The sequence below is a fragment of the Flavobacterium enshiense genome, assembly GCF_040750275.1.
Lineage (GTDB): Bacteria > Bacteroidota > Bacteroidia > Flavobacteriales > Flavobacteriaceae > Flavobacterium > Flavobacterium enshiense_B.
The window spans coordinates 88,030-107,273 of the sequence record NZ_JBDOCV010000022.1 but is presented as its reverse complement, the minus strand read 5'-3'; the positions used below and the strand labels follow the sequence as shown (position 1 = coordinate 107,273).

The window sequence follows — 19,244 nt, the reverse complement described above, 5'->3', positions numbered from 1 at the left end:
ATACAAAGTTGCAGAGTTTGGATAAATAAAAAAAGGCCCAGAATCAAAACTCTGAACCTTTATTATTTATGACTTAATACGATTAGATTTCGTTTAACATCTTATTGATTTCATCTAATTTCGGTGTCAGGATGATTTCAATACGGCGGTTTTTCGCTTTCCCATCGGCCGTTTCATTCGATGCCAATGGAAAATATTCTCCTCGCCCGGCTGCCGTTAAATTTTCTTTTCTCACTAAAGCATTTGCCGTAAGAATGTTTACAATTGCCGTAGCCCGCTTAGTGGATAAATCCCAGTTGTTTTCGACGCCACCACCTATAGCTCCGGTGATTTTATCGTTATCGGTATGTCCTTCGATTAACACGGAAATATCCGGATTATCGCCCAATACTTTTCCAACCAAATCCACCGCTTTTTTACCTTCCGGGTTTACTTCCCAACTTCCCGACTGAAAAAGCAATTTGTTTTCCATTGAAACGTATACTTTACCGTCTTTATGTTGTACCGTCAATCCTTTTCCTTCAAATGCTTTTAACGATTTAGACAACGTTTCTTTAAGCTTGTTCATTGCTGCTTCTTTGGCTGCAATCATGCTTTCCAATTCGTTCACACGATCCGAACGGTCTTTTAGGTCTTTGTTCAATTTGTCCAGACGCGCTCTTTCAGCTGCCAAAGCTTTTTCTTTTGCCTCTAATTGTGCCAACAATTCGCGATTTTTGTTCATGTTCGACTGTAGCGCTTCGTCACTGTTTTTCTCCAAAGCATTGTAGGATGACTGCAACGTTTTCAAATTATTACTTGCCGCAGCATAATCGGAAGCCAGTTTGTCGCGTTCTGCTTTTAACTTATCCAATTCCGTTTGTAATGTCGTTTTGTCTAACTCCAATTGGTTTTTACCGGTTTTCAAGGCTTCATTTTCATCCGCCAACGAGCGGTTTTCTTTTTTCAAATCGGCAAATTTGGTTTCTAAATCCGTGTACATCTTTTTCGACACACACGAGGTGGTTAAGGCCAAAGCCAAAATCCCTGCAGATACTTGTTTTATCATTTTTTGTGGTATTTAGCGTTAATCAATTCTTCTCTATTTATTTTATCACACATGCCTCACTATTCCATTTCCACTAACACAGGGCAATGATCGGAATGTTTGGCTTCCGGTAAAATCACGGCACGTTTCATTTTATCTTTTAGTGGTTCACTCACCAGGTTGTAATCAATTCTCCAGCCTTTATTATTGTTTCGGGCATTGGCACGATAACTCCACCAGCTATAATTGTGAGGTTCATTGTTGAAATGACGGAAACTGTCAATGAAACCGCTTTTCATAAAACTGTCGAGCCAGGCCCTCTCCTGTGGTAAAAATCCGGATACCGTTGCATTGCGGATCGGATCGTGGATGTCGATGGCTTCATGACAGATGTTGTAATCACCACCGATAATCAAATTTGGCACTTCTTTTTTCAGGCTGTCAATATATTGCTGAAAATCATCCATATACTGAAACTTATGGCTCAAACGCTCGATATTGGTTCCTGACGGTAAATAAAGGCTCATCACTGAAAAGTTATCAAAATCCGCTCTTAAATTACGTCCTTCTTTATCCATATAGTCGATACCTGTCCCATACACCACATTTTTTGGTGCAATTTTGGAAAGAATCGCCACACCACTATATCCTTTTTTTTCTGCCGGAAAATAATATTGATACGGATAGCCCGCGGCTTCAATTTCCATCACAGGAATCTGCTCGTGTAAAGCCTTAATCTCCTGAAGACAAATAACATCGGGATTCGCACTCTTAAGCCAATCCAAGAAACCTTTATTGATCGCTGCCCGAATTCCGTTTACGTTATAGGATATAATCTTCATTTTAATGTTTAATTTTCCCAAAAATAACCAAAAAACATTCACTTTTATAACAGTTTCACGCAAATGTTATAAACAATTCAGTGTCAATTACCTACCAAAAATAATAGTCTGAAAAGTCATAATAATATGTATTTTTACTTTCGTCATTCGACAGAATTACTATCTTTGTTTTTATCGCCAAAATGAATATTAAATGGGGTTAGTTACCGCTAAAGAAGTTGCAAAAGCCATAAAAACCGACAAATACGGAATGCTGGGAACATTTTCCGGTTGGCTGTTGATGAAGGTACTCCGCATTTCCACCCTGAACGACATCTACAACAGGAACAAAAATTTAAAAGATTTAGAGTTCCTGAATGCAATACTAGACGAATTCCACATCAAATTCGAAATTCCCGAAGAAGACTTAAAACGCTTACCGAAAGAAGGTCCTTACATTACCATTTCCAACCATCCGCTGGGAGGAATTGACGGGATTCTACTGTTAAAACTGATGCTGGAGAAAGAGCCGAATTTTAAAATCATCGCCAACTTCCTGTTGCATCGTATTGAACCGATGAAACCGTATATCATGCCGGTCAATCCGTTTGAAAATCACAAAGATGCCAAGTCAAGCGTCATAGGACTGAAAGAAACGTTTCGCCATTTAAGTGACGGAAAACCGTTGGGAATGTTCCCGGCCGGAGAAGTTTCCACCTACAAAGACGGCAAACTCGTGGTGGATAAACCATGGGAGGAAGGCGCAATTAAAGTCATCCGCAAAGCACAGGTGCCGGTAATACCAATTTATTTCCATGCGCAGAACAGCAAATTATTTTACTTTCTTTCGAAGATTAACGACACCCTGCGTACCGCGAAACTACCATCGGAACTGCTTACCCAGAAAGACCGCGTGATTAAAGTGCGTATCGGAAAGCCGATTTCGGTAGCCGAACAAAACGAACACGGGAGTATCGAAGAATATTCGGAATTCCTTCGTCGTAAAACGTATATGTTGTCCAATGTTTTTGAGACCGACAACAACAAACTCCTTCAGACACCAAGCCTTAAATTGCCCAAAAGCCCGAAACAGATAGCCAAACCGGCCAATCACGAGCAGATTCTACAAGAAATTTCCGAATTAAGAAAAGGCACTTACCGCATGTTACAAAGTAAAAACTATGAAGTTTTCTTTGTAAAAGCAGACAAAATACCAAACATTCTGCATGAAATAGGGCGTTTACGCGAAATTACGTTTCGCGAAGTTGGTGAAGGCACAAACGAATCGCTGGATTTAGACAAATACGACAACTACTACTACCACATGTTCCTTTGGGACGATGATGCCCAACTGATTGCAGGCGCCTACCGTATGGGATTAGGCACCGAAATTTTTGCCGCACATGGTATAGATGGTTTCTATCTTCAGGAATTGTTCCGATTTGAACCGGAGTTGTACGATATGATGAGTAAATCCATTGAAATGGGACGCGCATTCATCGTAAAAGAATACCAGCAAAAACCCATGCCATTGTTCCTGCTTTGGAAAGGAATTGTGCATACCACGTTGCGTTATCCGGAACACAAATATTTGATTGGAGGAGTGAGCATCAGTAACCAGTTTTCAGATTTCTCAAAATCACTGATGATTGAGTTCATGAAATCACACTATTATGACCCGTATGTGGCGCAATACGTGCATCCGAAGAAAGAATACAAAGTAAAATTGAAAGACGCAGACAAAGATTTTGTCTTCAACGAAGCAGAAGCAGATTTAAATAAATTTGACAAAATCATCGACGAAATCGAGCCGTCAAGCCTGCGTTTACCGGTACTTATTAAAAAATACATCAAACAGAATGCGCGTGTTGTGGCGTTCAATGTCGATCCGCTTTTTAACAACGCCGTAGACGGCTTAATGTACATCAGAATTGCCGACTTACCGGAAAGCACCGTACGCCCTGTCATCGAAGAACTACAGGCTGAACTGGAACGTAAGGAAAAAGGAATGAACCATTAACCAATTATTTAAATAGTAACCAAAAACAATTCATTACTTATGGGAGCACTTTTATTAATTCTTTTATTACTTATTCTTTTACCTTGTCTTTTACTAATCGCATCGCAATGGAAAATTTTCACCAAAGCGGAAAAACCGGGGTGGGCATGCTTAATCCCGATTTACAGCGGCATTGTACTTCTGGAGGTTATTAAAAAACCAACCTGGTGGATTTTCATGTTTTTCATTCCTTTGGTAAACATTTATTTTGCAATTGTTGCTGTAAATGAATTGTCCAAAGCCTTCGGAAAAAGCACTGGTTTTACACTTGGTTTGATTTTTCTTCCTTTTATCTTTTACCCGATTTTAGCCTTTGGAAGCGCACAATATGTGTACATCCAAACCAGCGAAGTAAACGAAATAGGAACACCTCAAGTATAAAAAATAAAATAAAAAAGCCCCGAATTCGGGGCTTTTTTATTTTAGAACCAAGGCCTTTTATTTACCTGATAAATCTCATAAAACTCCTGATCGGATTTTGTAAGGTAGATGATTCCTTCGATTAATCCGATGAAACCGGGAATCCACACCAAGAAAGCCCCGATTATAAAACACATGGTTAAATATGAAAAAAGCGTAATTCCTAAAAGGATGAATCCTTCCGTATTATAGCCCAAGACGAATTTATGAACCCCTATACTGCCTAAAAGTATAGCCAAAACACCTGCAACTACTTTTTTGTTTTCCTGAGGCAGATTTTGTGGTGTATTCCAGTCTTCTTTTGGTTTGGTAACTTCCATATTGAAATTTTTTGATTTTATAAATATTAAAGGAGTGGCTCGTCTATCGGCTCCCAAAGCTCAATCTTATTGCCTTCAGGATCTAATATCCATCCGAATTTCCCATACTCATAAGTCTCCATTTCCCCTACAATTGTTACACCTTCCTCTTTTAAAACCTTCAACAATTCCTCCAGATTCTCTACTCGGAAATTCATCATGAATTGTTTCTGACTGGGTTCGAAATACTTTGTCCCAGCATCAAAAGGCGTCCATTGGGTCATGCAATCGTTTCCTTCTTTATCTTTCCACCAAAAAGACCATCCATACTGATCTGTTGGGATACCCAAATGATTCTTATACCATTCTTTAGTGGCATTGGGATCGTCACATTTAAAAAAGAACCCGCCTAAACCGGTTACACGCTTCATATTGTCTTTACTCATAATTTAGTTTAATGCTATTATACACTATCTTCGGGTGCTAAAAAAAACAGTTACAGCGATCAGCAACAAGATTCCTTCTATGGTAAAGAAAAACAAATGATTAAAAAGATCTTGCGTAATATAGCTGCATCCCATCCCAAAGGCTATCAACCCCAATGCTAAAAAAAGCCCTTGAAGTCTTGCTCTATGATCACCCATTTTTACAGGTTGGGCCAAAAACAACATCCAAACCCCAGAAAGCAACATCATAATAGAAGAATAGAGCCAAATCATCTGCATTCCCGGAGCGGCAATCGGCTGAATTTCGCCTTTAGCAACATGCTCCAGCACAGCCGGATAACCCAGAAAAGCATGAGGTATAAACTGCAAACAGGTTATAACCCCTACAAATAAGATTAAGTAATAGGCAACTTTATTCATCTTTTCATTTTTAGTTTTCATAAATATAAAAATATTTGTTGCACTTTTAACTTATTCCTTGTGTTTAGTTATAAAATTTTAAAATCTTATTTACAATTACTTGCGCCAAACCAACTTTACTCTCACGCGTCCAACCTGCAATATGTGGAGTTAACAACACATTATCAGCTTTAAGCAAATACTCAAAAGCAGCAGGTTTTGCATCTTCAAACAAATGTTCAAAAGACAGCTTTTCGTATTCCAATACGTCTAACCCGGCTCCTAAAATCTTCCCATTTTTTAAGGCTTCAACCAAATCAGCCGTCACTACACTATTTCCTCTGGCCGTGTTAATCAGCCAAAACGGTTTTGCAAAGGCGTTTATAAAATCGGTATTGATCATTTTATCCGTTTCAGGCGTCCAGGGCGTATGCAGACTCATCACATCCACTTTCTGCTGAAATTCGGCCAAACCTACCTGTTTTGCATTTGCATCGCCTACATTCGGTAAAATATCATAACACAATACCTCAACTTCAAAACCTCTTAATTTTTTAGCAAAAGATTTCCCCATATTACCATAACCGACAATACCAACAGTTTTTCCATCAAGCTCATGACCTCGGTTGCTTTCCCTATTCCAATGCCCGCTGCGTACTTCTCTATCGGCTTTATTTAAATTGTTGAAAAGCGACAAAAGCATTCCTAAAGCATGCTCTCCTACAGCATTCCGATTTCCTTCCGGCGCGGCGATCAATTGGACACTTTTGCTTTCGGCATAATCACAATCGATGCTTTCCAGTCCGGCTCCTACTCTTGCTATAAACTGAAGATTTATTGCTTTATCCAAAAAGGTTTTATCAATTTTGAAACGACTGCGGATAACAATGCCGTGATATTCGTGAATTTTAGCTTCGATAACTTCTTTTGAAGATGTAAAATCTTCGAAATTCTGAAAACCGGCTTGGCTTAATTGTTCCCACAACAACGGATGGTTGCTGTCTAGGTGAAGGATTTTTGTTTCGGTGATGGGTTGCTGTGCCGTTGCCATACAATGGAATTAAGAAATAAAGATAGGAATATAACCCAAGTCTGCAAAAATTAAAAACAATCTGAACCGCTGATGGAACAACTTAACCCAACAAAAACATCACTGCCATCATGAGATACTCTGCAATTTGCATCCTGGCTTTGATTTTCAGCTCCCAAGCATATCTTTCTCAGGAATCTTTTAAATTTGAAGATATCATAGCATATGAGTTAAAATTAATAGAACTCCAAAAAAAAAAAAAAAAACAATCATCTAGTAATCGGTTGTTTGTATTTGATTCATCCTAGTTTAACAATCCAAAAAAAACTTCATGTATAAAGAAAGGGTACACATTTAATAATGCATACCCTTATCTGGTACAGAAAACAATACTGTCTGTTATATACTTTACAGTTTAATGAATTTTTTACTGAAATTACCCATTTTGGTTTTCACAGAGATAAAATATACGCCTGTCTCCAATGTGGAAACTGTAATCGTATTGTTGTTTTTTTCTTCTAGAACCTTACCTCCTAAAAGGTTGTGTATTGCCACCTCCAGAATATCTTCTTCTGAGGTGATGATCAACTGCTCTCTTGCCGGATTCGGATAGATACTGAACTTATCTTCTGCAAAAGATTCGGTGCCCAATAAACTCACATACTCCGTAGCGGCTGTATTGGTTGTAATGGGCGGATTGTTGTCAAAATAAATATTTGCCGTGGCATTAACAACAGCGCCAACGGTCACTTGACTTACGGTTGGTTTAATCTTAAAGGTTGCAAACCCATGCGAGTTGGGTTCATCAGAAGTACTGTCGGCAAGCTGGATATTGGCAAAATTAAATTCTACCAGGCTTTCGTTTTTAATCGTTATTCGGGCATCATGACTTAAGCTTTCCAATTTAAAAGTAGTCCAGTCCAGCTTTGGATCAAGTTCGTGCTGCACTTTAACGTTGATTGCGCTTGCCGTACCCGTATTCTGGAAACGAATTATATAGTGCAGGTATTCGTCAGCATCACCAATAAGCACCTGAGTTCCTTCGAGGCACGTGATGTCGTTAGGATCGTATGAACCTCTTACTACCTGATTAAGTTCAAATACATTATCCTCTGGCGAATAATCAGAAGTATTTGGCGTTATAGTTGCAGCAAAGGCTAAGTTCTCGTTTAAGTTCGTGGTTGGGATAGCAAATACCTGGAAATTAACTCTTACAGACCTAATTTCAAAGGGAGCCAGATTAGTAAAGTCAAAATTTAAGGTATTGTCCGTTTGAGAACTTGGAACCGTTCCCGCACTTACAAACTGCATTTTTGTATTATCATACTGAAGTGTCGTCTGTCCGGTTAAGGTAGTCGTGCCACCATTTGCATATACCAGTTGGTATGAAGCAGGAAACCCTGGCCTGGCTTCTCCAAGCGGATACAAAGCAACGCTTAATTCATTGACCTGACCTACAGGCTCTATACAGAAATCTGCAATCGCCGTGTTTCCATAACTTGTAAAAGTAGCATTATGTGTTGCAGGCGTTAGTGTAAAATGTGGAGGCATAGTCGCAGCAATCATGGTTTGATAATTCCCCAGGCCAGCATACAGGTAATATTTCCCTGCAAATTCATTTCGTAATGTCAGCGTGGCTTCGGTAGTAGTACCATTGGTTGAGGAAACTAAAATATTGGGCAACGGGGTATCTGTTGCATCGCAACCGTTCCCTGCAATGTCTAAACGTACATCACCTCGAATTATGTTACGCGACACCCCTGTATTTTCGTGCCATACCGTCGTACCATATGCTCCTCCTGCACTCAGAACGTCCAAATCGCCATCGTTATCATAATCTACCAGTTGTGTACTCGAAGGACCAACAGTGTTTATAGCAATGCGTTTCGGCAAATCGAAATTCCCCTGACCGTATAAATTTTCCAGCCAGTTCGTTTCATCACCTTCTCCCACAACAACATCGATATCCGAGTCATTGTCTATATCGCGTGCCGCAACGGTAAAAGCACCGCTAAAATCAACATTCGAATTAAGGGTCAGTTGTGGTCCGAAGTTTCCTAAGCCGTCGGTATTTTTCTGCCAGAATACTTTGCGCAAACTGTTATTCATGTATATGATATCCAAATTACCGTCCGTATCCAAATCAGCTATCGCTACGTCTCGAACCTGTGTCGCAGCAGTAGTTACCGTGCGGATTGGGCCGAAACTCCCCATTCCGTTCAGATTTTCAAACCAGGCAATTTTGTTGTCGGAATACGATGCTGAAACCACATCCATATCGCCGTCATTATCCAAGTCAGCTTCTTGTAATGCCTGAAGATTGTTAATCCCGGTTCCTATTTCCTGAGCACTTGCGAAGCCACCAAGCCCATTATTGGCAAACCAGATAATTTTGTCCCCTTCTCCGGGCCAGTTAGAAAACGCGGTGACAATATCCTTGTCACCATCCCCGTCTACATCGTAAACCCTTAATCCGTCAGGGCTGTTATACGTTCCAATAGGCAGATTGATTTGCGGTCCAAAATTTCCTTGTCCGTCTAAATTTCGGTACCACGAAACCTTATCAGGACCATTGCCGCTATCATCCGAAACCGAAATAATATCAAGATCGGCATCCCCATCCATATCAGCTACCGCTACTTCCTTTGCTCCTATAACACTGCTTGTAATTATTAACTGATTAGCAAAAGTTCCGTCTGGACGTCTTTTATAAAGAAACACTCTTCCTTCATTATAAGAACTCCCCACCACATCTATATCTCCATCGTTATCAATATCGGCAGCAACTGCACACCTCGATTCTGTCGTTGCGGCAGCGGGATATTCCGGGGCATTGAAAACACCGAGGCCATTATTTCGGTAAGTAGTTACTCGGTGCCCGTTAGAATCCGTTAAGATATCCTTATCACCATCACTATCTATGTCGAAGGTATTTGTAGCATAAATATTTCTAACACTTGCTGCAATAGTGGGCTGGATAGCGAATGTCAGGGAACCGCTGTTTTTTTGCCATACTAAATCGGAATAATATTCCGGGTTGGTATTTCGGATTGACAACAGTATATCCTTATAGCCATCATTATCAAGGTCATCCAGTTTTAGTGTGGAGATCAAGGTGATATTCTGTCTGATGATCAGTTCGGCACCGAAGTTACCCAGTCCATCGTTTAGATAGCACACCAATTTTTTGTTACTTGTATTGGTTTCAACATACCCTACCAGGTCGGCATCCCCATCATTATCAATATCCCCGACATCAAATAAGCGATGATGCGTATTTATAGAGCTGATTGGTGTGAGCGCTGAAAATGTACCATTCCCATAGTTTTTAATAGTCATCAGTACACCATTAAATCTCAGAAACAAATCTGAGTCACCATCGAGATCCAGATCGTTAAAAACCATCTGAAAAGAAACATTGATAAACTCATTGGTGATGGGATGGTAGATCGTGTAATTTGCGGGCTCATTTGTATTTTCATAATACCCGATATAAAACGCAGTACTTTCATTGCCTCTCATGAAAATAAGGTCTTTATCCCCGTCATTATCCATGTCAGCATGCCTCACAAACTGAACTAAGTCAAGTATTTTCAACACTTGGGCCGGACCAAAATTTCCCTGTCCGTCCAGATTTTGATGCCAGTAAATTTTATCACTGCTCATATCCGCAGCCAAAATATCTAAATCTCCGTCACCGTCAAAATCGCTAAGATCAATCGATTGGATAAAATTGGACTCATTGTAGTTCACGCTCTTTCTTGCATTAAAGCCATTTTCCGGATGTCTGTTCGGATACCAATCAATCGAATTACTACCAAAAGCTACAATATCAAGATCCCCATCATTGTCAATATCTCCTGTTTTACTGTTATTACTCAGTAAGGTGAAGCTTGTCACATGATGATCTTGAAAACCTATTTGCGAATAAAGCGTTGCTGTAAAAAGAAGTGCAGTAGCGAATAGTAATATTCTCTTCATAAATGGTGAATTTTTGGACAAAAATAACACCTTTTATTAACAAATGGACTATTAATTAAAACCCGAGAATAATTTTAGCAATGCTGAAATAAATCAGAATACCCAAAATGTCGTTACTGGTTGTGATAAAAGGCCCGGTAGCCAAAGCGGGGTCAATACCGTATTTATTAAGAATGATTGGTATAAAAGTACCATTAAGCGAGGCGATAATAATTACCGACAACAGCGCAATGGTTACTGTAATCCCGATATGAATTTCATAACCCAATAAAAAATAACTTCCTACAAAGAGAATGACCGATAAAATCAATCCATTCAACAAACTCAAAGACAGCTCCTTAAGCAATCGCTGAACAATACTGCCGGTAATGGCATTATTCGCCAAACCCTGTACAATAATTGCAGAAGACTGAACCCCAACATTGCCACCCATTGCCGCAATTAACGGAGTGAAAAAAAACAAGGCTTTATGCGACTCCATAGCCGGCTCAAAAATACCTAAAACTTTCACACTGATAAAACCTCCTAAAAGAGCTAATACCAACCATGGCAAACGCGCACGGGTAAGTTCCAGGATGCTGTCATCCGCCTCAACGTCTTGTGAGATACCGGCGGCCAACTGGTAATCCTGATCGGCCTCTTCCTTGATCACATCAATAATATCATCAATGGTAATACGACCAACCAAACGTCCCATTTCATCCACAACCGGAATCGCTTCCAAGTCGTATTTCTGCATGATACGGGCTACCTCAACATCGGGCGTATCTACTTTTACGTAATCTACTTTTTTGATATAAACGTCACTTATTGGTGTTTTCGTGGAAGTAGTCAACAAGTCTTTCAATGACAAACGGCCTTTTAAGCGGTCTTCGTCATCCACCACATAAATCGAATGCACTCGTGTAACGTGTTCGGCTTGCTGACGCATTTCTTTCACGCAGGTTAACACGTTCCAGTTTTCGTTTACTTTTACAAGCTCTTTTCCCATCAAACCCCCGGCCGTATCTTCGTCGTAACGCAATAACTCTACGATGTCTTTCGCGTGTTCTACGTCTTCCAACTCGGAGATTACTTCTTCCTTTTTGGATTGGGGCAATTCTGCGATAATGTCGGCCGCATCATCCGTATCCAACTCATCCAGCTCTTCGGCAATTTCTTTGGCAGAAAGGCTGCGAAGGATTTTTTCACGGACTTCTTCGTCCAGCTCTAATAGGATTTCGGCTGTTTTTTCGGAATCTAACGCTTTGAAAATGAAGCTAGCCTCATTATCATCGAGTTCTTCCATGATTTCAGCGATATCAGCAAAGTGAATGTCCTGCAACAGGGTTTCGAGTTCCTGTGCACGGTTTTCACTAATGAGTTGCTCGATTTGAGCAATGAATTCTCTGCTGATTTTAAACTCCATCGGCTGCAATTCTTTGGGTAAGGATAATAAAGTCTTCCACCGAAATTTGTTCCGGGCGGAGGCCAAAGATACTATCTTCTCGCAAATTATCCGACAAATTGAGCGATTTTAGACTATTTCGCAAGGTTTTTCGACGTTGGTTAAAAGCTGTTTTCACTACGGTGAAGAACAACTTTTCATCGCACGGCAATTTATAATCCGCCTTACGTCGCATGCGCATCACACCAGATTTCACTTTTGGAGGCGGCGTAAACACATGTTCCGAAACCGTAAACAAATATTCGGTATCGTAAAAAGCCTGCGTTAAAACCGATAGAATTCCGTAGGTTTTGCTCCCTTTTTTTTCACAGATGCGTTCGGCTACTTCTTTTTGGAACATCCCGGAAAACTCCGGAATCTGATCGCGTAATTCTAACGTTTTAAATACAATCTGCGACGAAATATTATAAGGGAAATTTCCGATGATGGCATAAGGCTCTTCGCCGAAAACCTCCTTCAGGTTGTATTTCAGAAAGTCTTTGGAGATGATTTTACCGTGCAGCTTCGGATAGTGCGCATCGAGATATGCCACCGATTCGGTATCGATTTCAATCACATAGGTTTCGGTTGGCTTTTCCAACAAATATTTGGTCAAAACACCCATACCCGGACCGATTTCCAGCACACGGCTGTACCCTTCCAAGGTTAAAGAATCGGCTATTTTCTGCGCGATATTTTCGTCGTTCAGAAAATGCTGTCCTAAGTGCTTTTTTGCTTTTACCTTATCCATATTATTACATTAAAACCTTTGGCATTAAAACCAAGGCTTCTTTTTTTTATCAACTATATCCACAATATATTGGCGATTCCACACCAATAAACCACTTTTACCAATTCTATATAATCTTTCAATATCCACACCTCTATTTGTAGCCCATTGAACCCACTTTGGAGTCATTATTTTCCAATAAACCCATCCAAATACACAACCAACAAATATTGTTCCTCTGGAATCGTTCAACATATCACTTAAAAAAATTGAAGTAACCACAATGATAATTGTTACTGGCAGATTAACCATAAGTTGACCTCGCATCGAAATCTGAAAATCTGTAATTTTTTTCTCCATTGGAATACATTAATGTTCTGATATCAACTCCAATTCCGTACGAAACGCCAGCATTTTATCACCAAAGAGCCTGTGTCCTTCTTCGCGAAGTCTTGGTGCGTCTTCTTCGTAATAACGTTCTAAAGTAGCTTTACAGTCTGTGATGTATTGCACGGAATAAGTCACACCGCCCATTTCTTCGTCCACCAACACCTTTACCATGCGGGCAGAAGTAAATTTCCCGGTAGCCAAAACATCCGCAATGTGTTTATTCTGCATCCAGTCCATCCATTGGTCGTGAACACTTTCGTGTATATTGATTGTTACGTTGTAGATAATCATATTCTGGGTATTTCTAAATTTATTATTCGATGTTTCAACATGATATTCTGTTATCAAAACACTGTTAATCAACTAAAGGTTTGTATCGCCCCGCAGCTTTCTGAAATTTGCTCGTGCCTCCACAAAATGGATACTGTCCTGATGGTTAAAAATCACTTTTTCATACAGTGCCTTGGCTTTTTCGTTATCCTGCAACTGCTTTCGGTATATTTCCGCAGCATAAAAAAGAGCTTCGTCCGTATAAATGCTTTCCTTATGATGGTCCAAAAGCTGTTGGTACATGGTAAGTGCTTTTTGGAAATCGTTTTGCTTTTCAAACAATTCCCCGACTTTTAACAACGTCTCATCCTCAATACTTTGTCCTTTGTGCTGCTCCAGTATCTGCTGAAATTGAACTAAAGCCTCTGTCGTTTTGTTTTGGTACATCAGGAAGTCGGCTTTCGCGAATTTTTTTAAAGCCACCTGCGTACTGTCTTCCACGGTATTGTCACTAATCAGTAAAAACAACTCCAGCGCGTCGTTGGCAATGAGTTGCGATGAAGAAGCTTTCAACACTTTAAACTGCTGTTGCGCCCACTGAAAATCGCCTTTATAATAACTTGCCTTTGCCATTTTAAAACTCGCCTGATGCCCTGCCTCATCGTTTTTCAGATCGTCTTCAATCTGACCGTAGTAAATAATCGCCTGATTGAATTTCTCATTGAGCATTAACACATCTGCCAATTCCGATTTGATTTCAGCCTTCTGGTATTTGTTCAGCGGCAATTCCAAAGCTGTGGCTAACATTTGCTTGGCCGGTTCAAACTGTTTCAGATAAAAAGCGGTAAAATGAGCTTTCAAAATCTGCAGCTGAATCGAATAGGGTGAAATGCCGTATTTTTTTAAAAGCAAATCCAGCTTTTCAGTAATGGCAGGATACTCTTTCGAAGTTGCCTTTTCGATTTCCATACCAACCAATTGATAATGGGCTTCCATCTGCAATTCCAGATCCTGCGTATTGGCTAATATAAAATTGAGGATTTCCTTCGCGGTAACCGTTTCGTTTTCATCAATGGCGAGTTTTGCCAGGTTGATGATGTTGAAAAAATTATCCGGATTGCGCTTGAAAATTGCTTTTTCCTGAATGAAAGCCTTTCCGTAATCTTTTTGCTGTACGAAGTACCAACTTAAGAACTGGTTCCAGAAAATGTCCTGGTTTTTTTGGGTACGAATCAGAAGTGCTTTTTTCAGATAAGCATTGAAACTTTCCTGTGCATCTTCATTAAGAAAACGCATCAACTGGTTTTGCACCATAGGAAGATTGGCCTGATTGGCAAAGGCATAATCCAATAACTTATCAGTCATCCCTTCCATATTACCCAACTGTCCCTGCAACAAGGCCAGCTGATAGTCAAAATTGAAAGCGGGGTTTAATGATTTTCCGATTTCATAAGCCTGAATGGCTTTTTCCACCAAAACTTTCTGCTCAAAAGCATAGGCAATTCCATATACGTTGTTAGGATTTTCTTTGATTTTATCAAGAGCCGTCTGATAATATTTATCGGCTTTGCTTTGGTTTTTTTGCAATTGGTAATTGTAACCGATTTCCACATAAAGATTATCCTGCCTTACCTTTTGAAGCCTGTCCAACAAAACTGTTTCCGCTTTATCGTACTGCTTCAGTTGCTGATAACAGGCAATTGCTTTCTGAAACGCCTGATAATTGTATGGCTGTGCTTTGATCACGTCTTCGTATACCGCAATGGCCTTTTCAAATTCGCCCCGGTCAAAATAATTCTGCGCCAACTGTTCATTCTGAGAAAAAACAGTTAGGGACAACAAAAGTGTTATGTAGCAGAAGAAACTTTTCATCGGTACTGAAACAAGTTACAAAATAACAATTATTTTACCACATTCACCGCTATTTTAAGAGTAATCTAAGCTTTTTAGGAAAGCTACGGTCAATCTTTATATACCACCGGGCTGCATTGAGCAAAATTTTCATTGGCAGAAACCCCAAACCGGTAGTCCTGGAGGAACAAATTCAGCAGTCGTTCGAATTCTTTTACCTGTATGGGCGTCATGTTTTCTTCGGAATGTTCTTTATTGCTATTGAATTGATACAGGAAATAGTCAATGTCCCCAGTTTTGTTGATATAAATCCTGTTGAAGCAACGACGGGTATGTTGCCAAGAAAAATTGTGCTGCTTTAAAAAAGTACCGAAATCCTGCAACAATTTGGTATACGCTTTTACCAGCTGCTCCTGCTCCTGCTCCGTTTTAAAAACGGCAAGTTTGGCATCACTGTGCAACGCACTTTTGTATGCTTTATCCAGAACCTCAGCGGAATGGCTGGTTTTTTTGGCTTCCTCAAAGGAAATAGCTTTTTGTTGTGCCTTTCCGAAAAAAGCAAAAAGCAATACGGTCAAAAGGTAAAAGTTCTTCATCTTGATTCATTTAAAAAAAACACCAATTTACTAACGTAGATTGGTGTTTTAAAGCATGTTGCAATATCTTAATTAATGATATCAAATCCAGTGTACTTGCGCAACACTTCCGGAATAACAATTCCTTCCGGCGTCTGATAATTCTCAAGGATTCCGGCAAGAATACGCGGCAACGCCAGTGAACTTCCATTTAAAGTATGGGCCAACTGTGTTTTACCGTCTTTTCCTTTGAAACGCAATTTCAATCGGTTCGCCTGGAAGGTTTCAAAATTCGATACGGAAGAAATTTCCAACCAACGGTCCTGAGCAGTTGAAAACACTTCAAAATCGTAGGTTAACGCCGAAGCAAATCCCATATCACCACCGCACAAACGCAAAATTCGGAACGGCAATTTCAGTTCGCGCATGATTTCTTTCACGTGCTCCACCATACCATCTAACGCTTCGTGTGATTTTTCCGGATGCTCGATGCGAACGATTTCCACTTTGTCGAACTGGTGCAAACGGTTCAACCCGCGAACGTGCGCCCCCCATGAACCAGCTTCTCTACGGAAACACGGCGTATAAGCCGTTGCTAAAACCGGTAATTCGTTCTCTTGTAAAATCACATCACGAAAAATGTTGGTAACCGGAACTTCCGCGGTTGGAATCAGGTACAAATCATCTTTGGCATCGTGGTACATCTGCCCTTCTTTGTCCGGCAATTGACCTGTCCCGTAACCTGAGGCTTCGTTTACAAGATGCGGCACCTGATATTCGTTGTATCCGGCATCAGTATTTTTATCTAAAAAATAGGAAATCAGTGCACGTTGCAATTTGGCACCCTTACCTTTGTAAACCGGGAAGCCGGGTGCTGTTATTTTGGTTCCCAATTCAAAGTCGATGATGTCGTATTTTTTGATCAGATCCCAATGTGGTAAAGCGCCTTCGTGCAATACCGGGATTTCACCTTCCTGAAACACGTTTAGGTTATCGTCGGCCGTTTTACCTTGCGGAACAATGTCGGCAGGAGTATTCGGCAATTTGTATAATTCCTGTGTTAATTCTTCGGTAACGGCATTTAAGACTTCTGTAATTTCTTTGTCGCGCTCTCTGAACTGCACGGATTTCTCTTTCAGGATTTCAGCTTTGGCTTTCTCGCCGCTTTTCATCAATTCCCCGATGTCTTTGGACAGTTTGTTCGATTCCGCTTTAAGATTATCCAATTCTACCTGAAGGGATCGACGCTTTTCGTCTAAAGCAACTACACCTTCCACTAAAGTTCTGGCATCCAAACCTCTTTTGGCCAATGCCTGGATAACTTTTTCCTGATTTTCTCTGATTACGGCTATCTGTAACATACGGTTAAATTTTTTAAAGTGAGCAAATTTAAGCATTTGTTTCCTAAAAATTCTTACTGTTTTAAAACTTAAAGGAATCTGTTTCCCAAAATCAAATAAATAATTAACAAAAGATCAACAATAAGTTATATATTTTTTTACATTTGGGAAATTTTTTATCAACTATGAAAAAGTCTGCCCTACTTTTTACATTATTCGCAACCTTCATCGGTTTTTCACAAACACACGATGAAAGTCATCATCAAATGATTGAAGCCGAAATGAAAGCCGCTTCTTCCTTGATGAATTTTCGCGTAAATCCCAATACGCAGAACTATAACATCACCTACCATAAATTAGAATTTACGGTGGATCCGGCTACCTATTTTATTTCAGGAATTGTAACCACAAACTTTACAGCTTTGGCAGATATGTCAACGGTAACCTTTGACTTAACCAATCAGCTTACCGTAAGTAGCGTGACCCAGGGAGCCGTCAATTTAACTTTTGTTCAAAACACTAATAATGAATTGGTAATTACACTACCATCAACCCTAACCGTCGGAAATTCAGCAGCTGTAAAAATAACGTATTCCGGCGCTCCGGCTACCGGTGAATCAGCTTTTACGACAAGCACCCACAGTGGAACGCCGGTACTGTACACCTTATCCGAACCTTTCGGCGCAAAAGACTGGTGGCCATGCAAGCAAGATTTAACCGATAAAGTGGAATCCATAGATGTTCATATTACCGCTCCGTCAACATACATCAGTGTTGCAAACGGAATACAACAATCCGCTGTTATAAACGGAGCCAACAAAACGACGCATTTCCATCACAGTTACCCGATACCAGCCTATTTAATTGCCATTGCGGTAACCAATTATCAGATTTACAACCAACAAGGAGGCTTAGGAACAACTCAGAACCCTTATTTCCCGATTGTAAACTATCTGTATCCGGAATCCGCTGCAACGTCACAAACCAATCTGGCTGTCACTCCAACCATCATTAACCTTTTTGAAAACTTAGTGGGACCATATCCGTTCCGAAATGAAAAATACGGCCATGCTCAATGGGGCTGGGGCGGAGGAATGGAACATTCCACGGTTTCCTTTATGGTTAATTTTTCCAGAAGCTTAATTGCACACGAAATGGCACATCAATGGTTTGGTGACAAAGTTACATGCGGCACCTGGAAAGACATTTGGCTAAACGAAGGCATCACCGAATACATGTCTGGACTGGTGGTAGAAAACCTTGACGGCGCTTCCAATTTTGTTGCCTGGAAAAACGGCAAAATCAACAACATTACCTCACAACCAGGCGGGAATCTGTACTTAACCGATGCGCAGGCCCTGAATGTAAACCGCATTTTCAGTGGTCGTTTATCGTACGACAAAGGATCGATGGTAACGCATATGTTACGCTACAAATTGGGTGACACCAACTTTTTTCAGGCCTTACGCAACTATCTGAATGATCCTGCTCTGGCATACGGCTATGCAGTTACCCCACAGTTTCAGGCACATCTCGAAGCGGTGTCTGGCTTGGACTTAGATGAATTTTTCAATGATTGGGTTTACATGCAAGGCTACCCGACGTATACGGTAACCGCTTACAATTCTGCTCCTGGACAAGCCAAAGTTCGCCTAAATCAAACTACCTCCGACCTTTCGGTACCTTTCTTTGAAATGCCGGTTCCGGTTCGTTTATCAGGTTTTGGAGGACAAACCCTGGATGTTATTTTAAACAATACTGTTAACGATGAACTTTTCACCGTTAGTGTTCCGTTTGCCATTACTGGCGTTCAATTTGACCCTGACAAACACATCATATCCAGAAACAATACCGCAACTTTAGGAACCAATTCTTTTACTTTGGAAGAAACAGTAAACCTATATCCAAATCCAGCAAATGACAATATTAACATTCAGCTGCCTTCGAATGTACTTTTTGAAAAAGCGGAAATCTATAATACTCTAGGCCAGCTGACTGCTGTTGAAACCCAAACAGCATTCAATATTTCCAAACTTTCCAATGGTGTTCATTTTGTAAAAATCAGCACTTCCGAAGGTACAATTCATAAAAATTTTATAAAAAAATAACCAACCCTAAATAAGTTGACGTAAAGTAAGGTGAAAACCTTACTTTTGTCTTTTATATATAATCTCAGCATA

17 protein-coding genes are annotated in these 19,244 nt (G+C 40.2%); 3 read left to right on the top strand and 14 right to left on the bottom strand.

Annotated features, from left to right (window positions below):
• Positions 1-82: 82 nt before the first annotated feature.
• Together ABGT15_RS14325 and ABGT15_RS14320 are read right to left on the bottom strand one after the other, a co-directional pair.
• Complete coding sequence (locus ABGT15_RS14325; protein ID WP_367232139.1) at positions 83-1,048, bottom strand: OmpA family protein; 966 nt, start codon at positions 1,046-1,048, stop codon at positions 83-85.
• Between the two features lie 59 nt (positions 1,049-1,107).
• Positions 1,108-1,869 (bottom strand): exodeoxyribonuclease III, encoded by a 762-nt coding sequence (locus tag ABGT15_RS14320; protein ID WP_367232138.1) that lies wholly within the window; start codon positions 1,867-1,869, stop codon positions 1,108-1,110.
• A gap of 193 nt (positions 1,870-2,062) precedes the next feature.
• Here ABGT15_RS14320 and ABGT15_RS14315 point away from each other — a divergent pair, with 193 nt between their 5' ends.
• Together ABGT15_RS14315 and ABGT15_RS14310 are read left to right on the top strand one after the other, a co-directional pair.
• Positions 2,063-3,868 (top strand): GNAT family N-acyltransferase, encoded by a 1,806-nt coding sequence (locus ABGT15_RS14315; RefSeq protein ID WP_367232137.1) that lies wholly within the window; start codon positions 2,063-2,065, stop codon positions 3,866-3,868.
• A gap of 39 nt (positions 3,869-3,907) precedes the next feature.
• Positions 3,908-4,288 carry a DUF5684 domain-containing protein gene (locus tag ABGT15_RS14310; RefSeq protein ID WP_367232136.1) on the top strand — a complete coding sequence of 127 codons (381 nt, stop codon included), beginning with the start codon at positions 3,908-3,910 and terminating at the stop codon, positions 4,286-4,288.
• Between the two features lie 41 nt (positions 4,289-4,329).
• Here the strand turns inward: ABGT15_RS14310 and ABGT15_RS14305 are convergent, their stop codons facing one another.
• The 12 genes from ABGT15_RS14305 to serS all read right to left on the bottom strand — a co-directional run bounded on the left by ABGT15_RS14305 (position 4,330) and on the right by serS (position 17,085).
• Positions 4,330-4,647 (bottom strand): TM2 domain-containing protein, encoded by a 318-nt coding sequence (locus ABGT15_RS14305; RefSeq protein ID WP_367232135.1) that lies wholly within the window; start codon positions 4,645-4,647, stop codon positions 4,330-4,332.
• Between the two features lie 26 nt (positions 4,648-4,673).
• Complete coding sequence (locus ABGT15_RS14300; protein ID WP_437125373.1) at positions 4,674-5,072, bottom strand: VOC family protein; 399 nt, start codon at positions 5,070-5,072, stop codon at positions 4,674-4,676.
• 24 nt (positions 5,073-5,096) lie between these two features.
• Positions 5,097-5,513, bottom strand: coding sequence for a hypothetical protein (locus ABGT15_RS14295; protein ID WP_367232134.1), 417 nt, complete (start codon positions 5,511-5,513; stop codon positions 5,097-5,099).
• A gap of 43 nt (positions 5,514-5,556) precedes the next feature.
• Positions 5,557-6,522, bottom strand: coding sequence for a 2-hydroxyacid dehydrogenase (locus tag ABGT15_RS14290; protein ID WP_367232133.1), 966 nt, complete (start codon positions 6,520-6,522; stop codon positions 5,557-5,559).
• Positions 6,523-6,909: 387 nt separating this feature from the next.
• Positions 6,910-10,482: a T9SS type A sorting domain-containing protein gene (locus tag ABGT15_RS14285; protein WP_367232132.1), complete on the bottom strand. Its 3,573-nt coding sequence runs from the start codon at positions 10,480-10,482 to the stop codon at positions 6,910-6,912.
• Between the two features lie 55 nt (positions 10,483-10,537).
• Positions 10,538-11,890: a magnesium transporter gene (mgtE, locus tag ABGT15_RS14280; protein WP_367232131.1), complete on the bottom strand. Its 1,353-nt coding sequence runs from the start codon at positions 11,888-11,890 to the stop codon at positions 10,538-10,540.
• Positions 11,880-12,659, bottom strand: coding sequence for a 16S rRNA (adenine(1518)-N(6)/adenine(1519)-N(6))-dimethyltransferase RsmA (gene rsmA, locus ABGT15_RS14275; RefSeq protein WP_367232130.1), 780 nt, complete (start codon positions 12,657-12,659; stop codon positions 11,880-11,882). The genes mgtE and rsmA overlap by 11 nt, the downstream gene beginning before the upstream one ends.
• Positions 12,660-12,683: 24 nt before the next feature.
• Positions 12,684-12,998 (bottom strand): hypothetical protein, encoded by a 315-nt coding sequence (locus tag ABGT15_RS14270; protein WP_367232129.1) that lies wholly within the window; start codon positions 12,996-12,998, stop codon positions 12,684-12,686.
• 9 nt (positions 12,999-13,007) lie between these two features.
• Positions 13,008-13,319: a DUF4286 family protein gene (locus ABGT15_RS14265; protein ID WP_367232128.1), complete on the bottom strand. Its 312-nt coding sequence runs from the start codon at positions 13,317-13,319 to the stop codon at positions 13,008-13,010.
• A gap of 72 nt (positions 13,320-13,391) precedes the next feature.
• The gene (locus tag ABGT15_RS14260; protein WP_367232127.1) at positions 13,392-15,170 is read right to left on the bottom strand and encodes a tetratricopeptide repeat protein; all 1,779 of its coding nucleotides are present in this window, start codon (positions 15,168-15,170) and stop codon (positions 13,392-13,394) included.
• A gap of 89 nt (positions 15,171-15,259) precedes the next feature.
• A complete protein-coding gene (locus ABGT15_RS14255; RefSeq protein WP_367232126.1) occupies positions 15,260-15,745 on the bottom strand; it encodes a hypothetical protein in 486 nt (161 codons plus the stop codon).
• A 68-nt stretch (positions 15,746-15,813) separates the two neighbouring features.
• On the bottom strand, positions 15,814-17,085 hold the full coding sequence (serS, locus tag ABGT15_RS14250; RefSeq protein WP_367232125.1) for a serine--tRNA ligase: 1,272 nt from the start codon (positions 17,083-17,085) through the stop codon (positions 15,814-15,816).
• Positions 17,086-17,249: 164 nt separating this feature from the next.
• On the opposite strand from serS, the gene ABGT15_RS14245 reads away from it, so the two are divergent.
• Positions 17,250-19,172 (top strand): M1 family aminopeptidase, encoded by a 1,923-nt coding sequence (locus ABGT15_RS14245; protein ID WP_367232124.1) that lies wholly within the window; start codon positions 17,250-17,252, stop codon positions 19,170-19,172.
• Positions 19,173-19,244 lie beyond the last annotated feature (72 nt).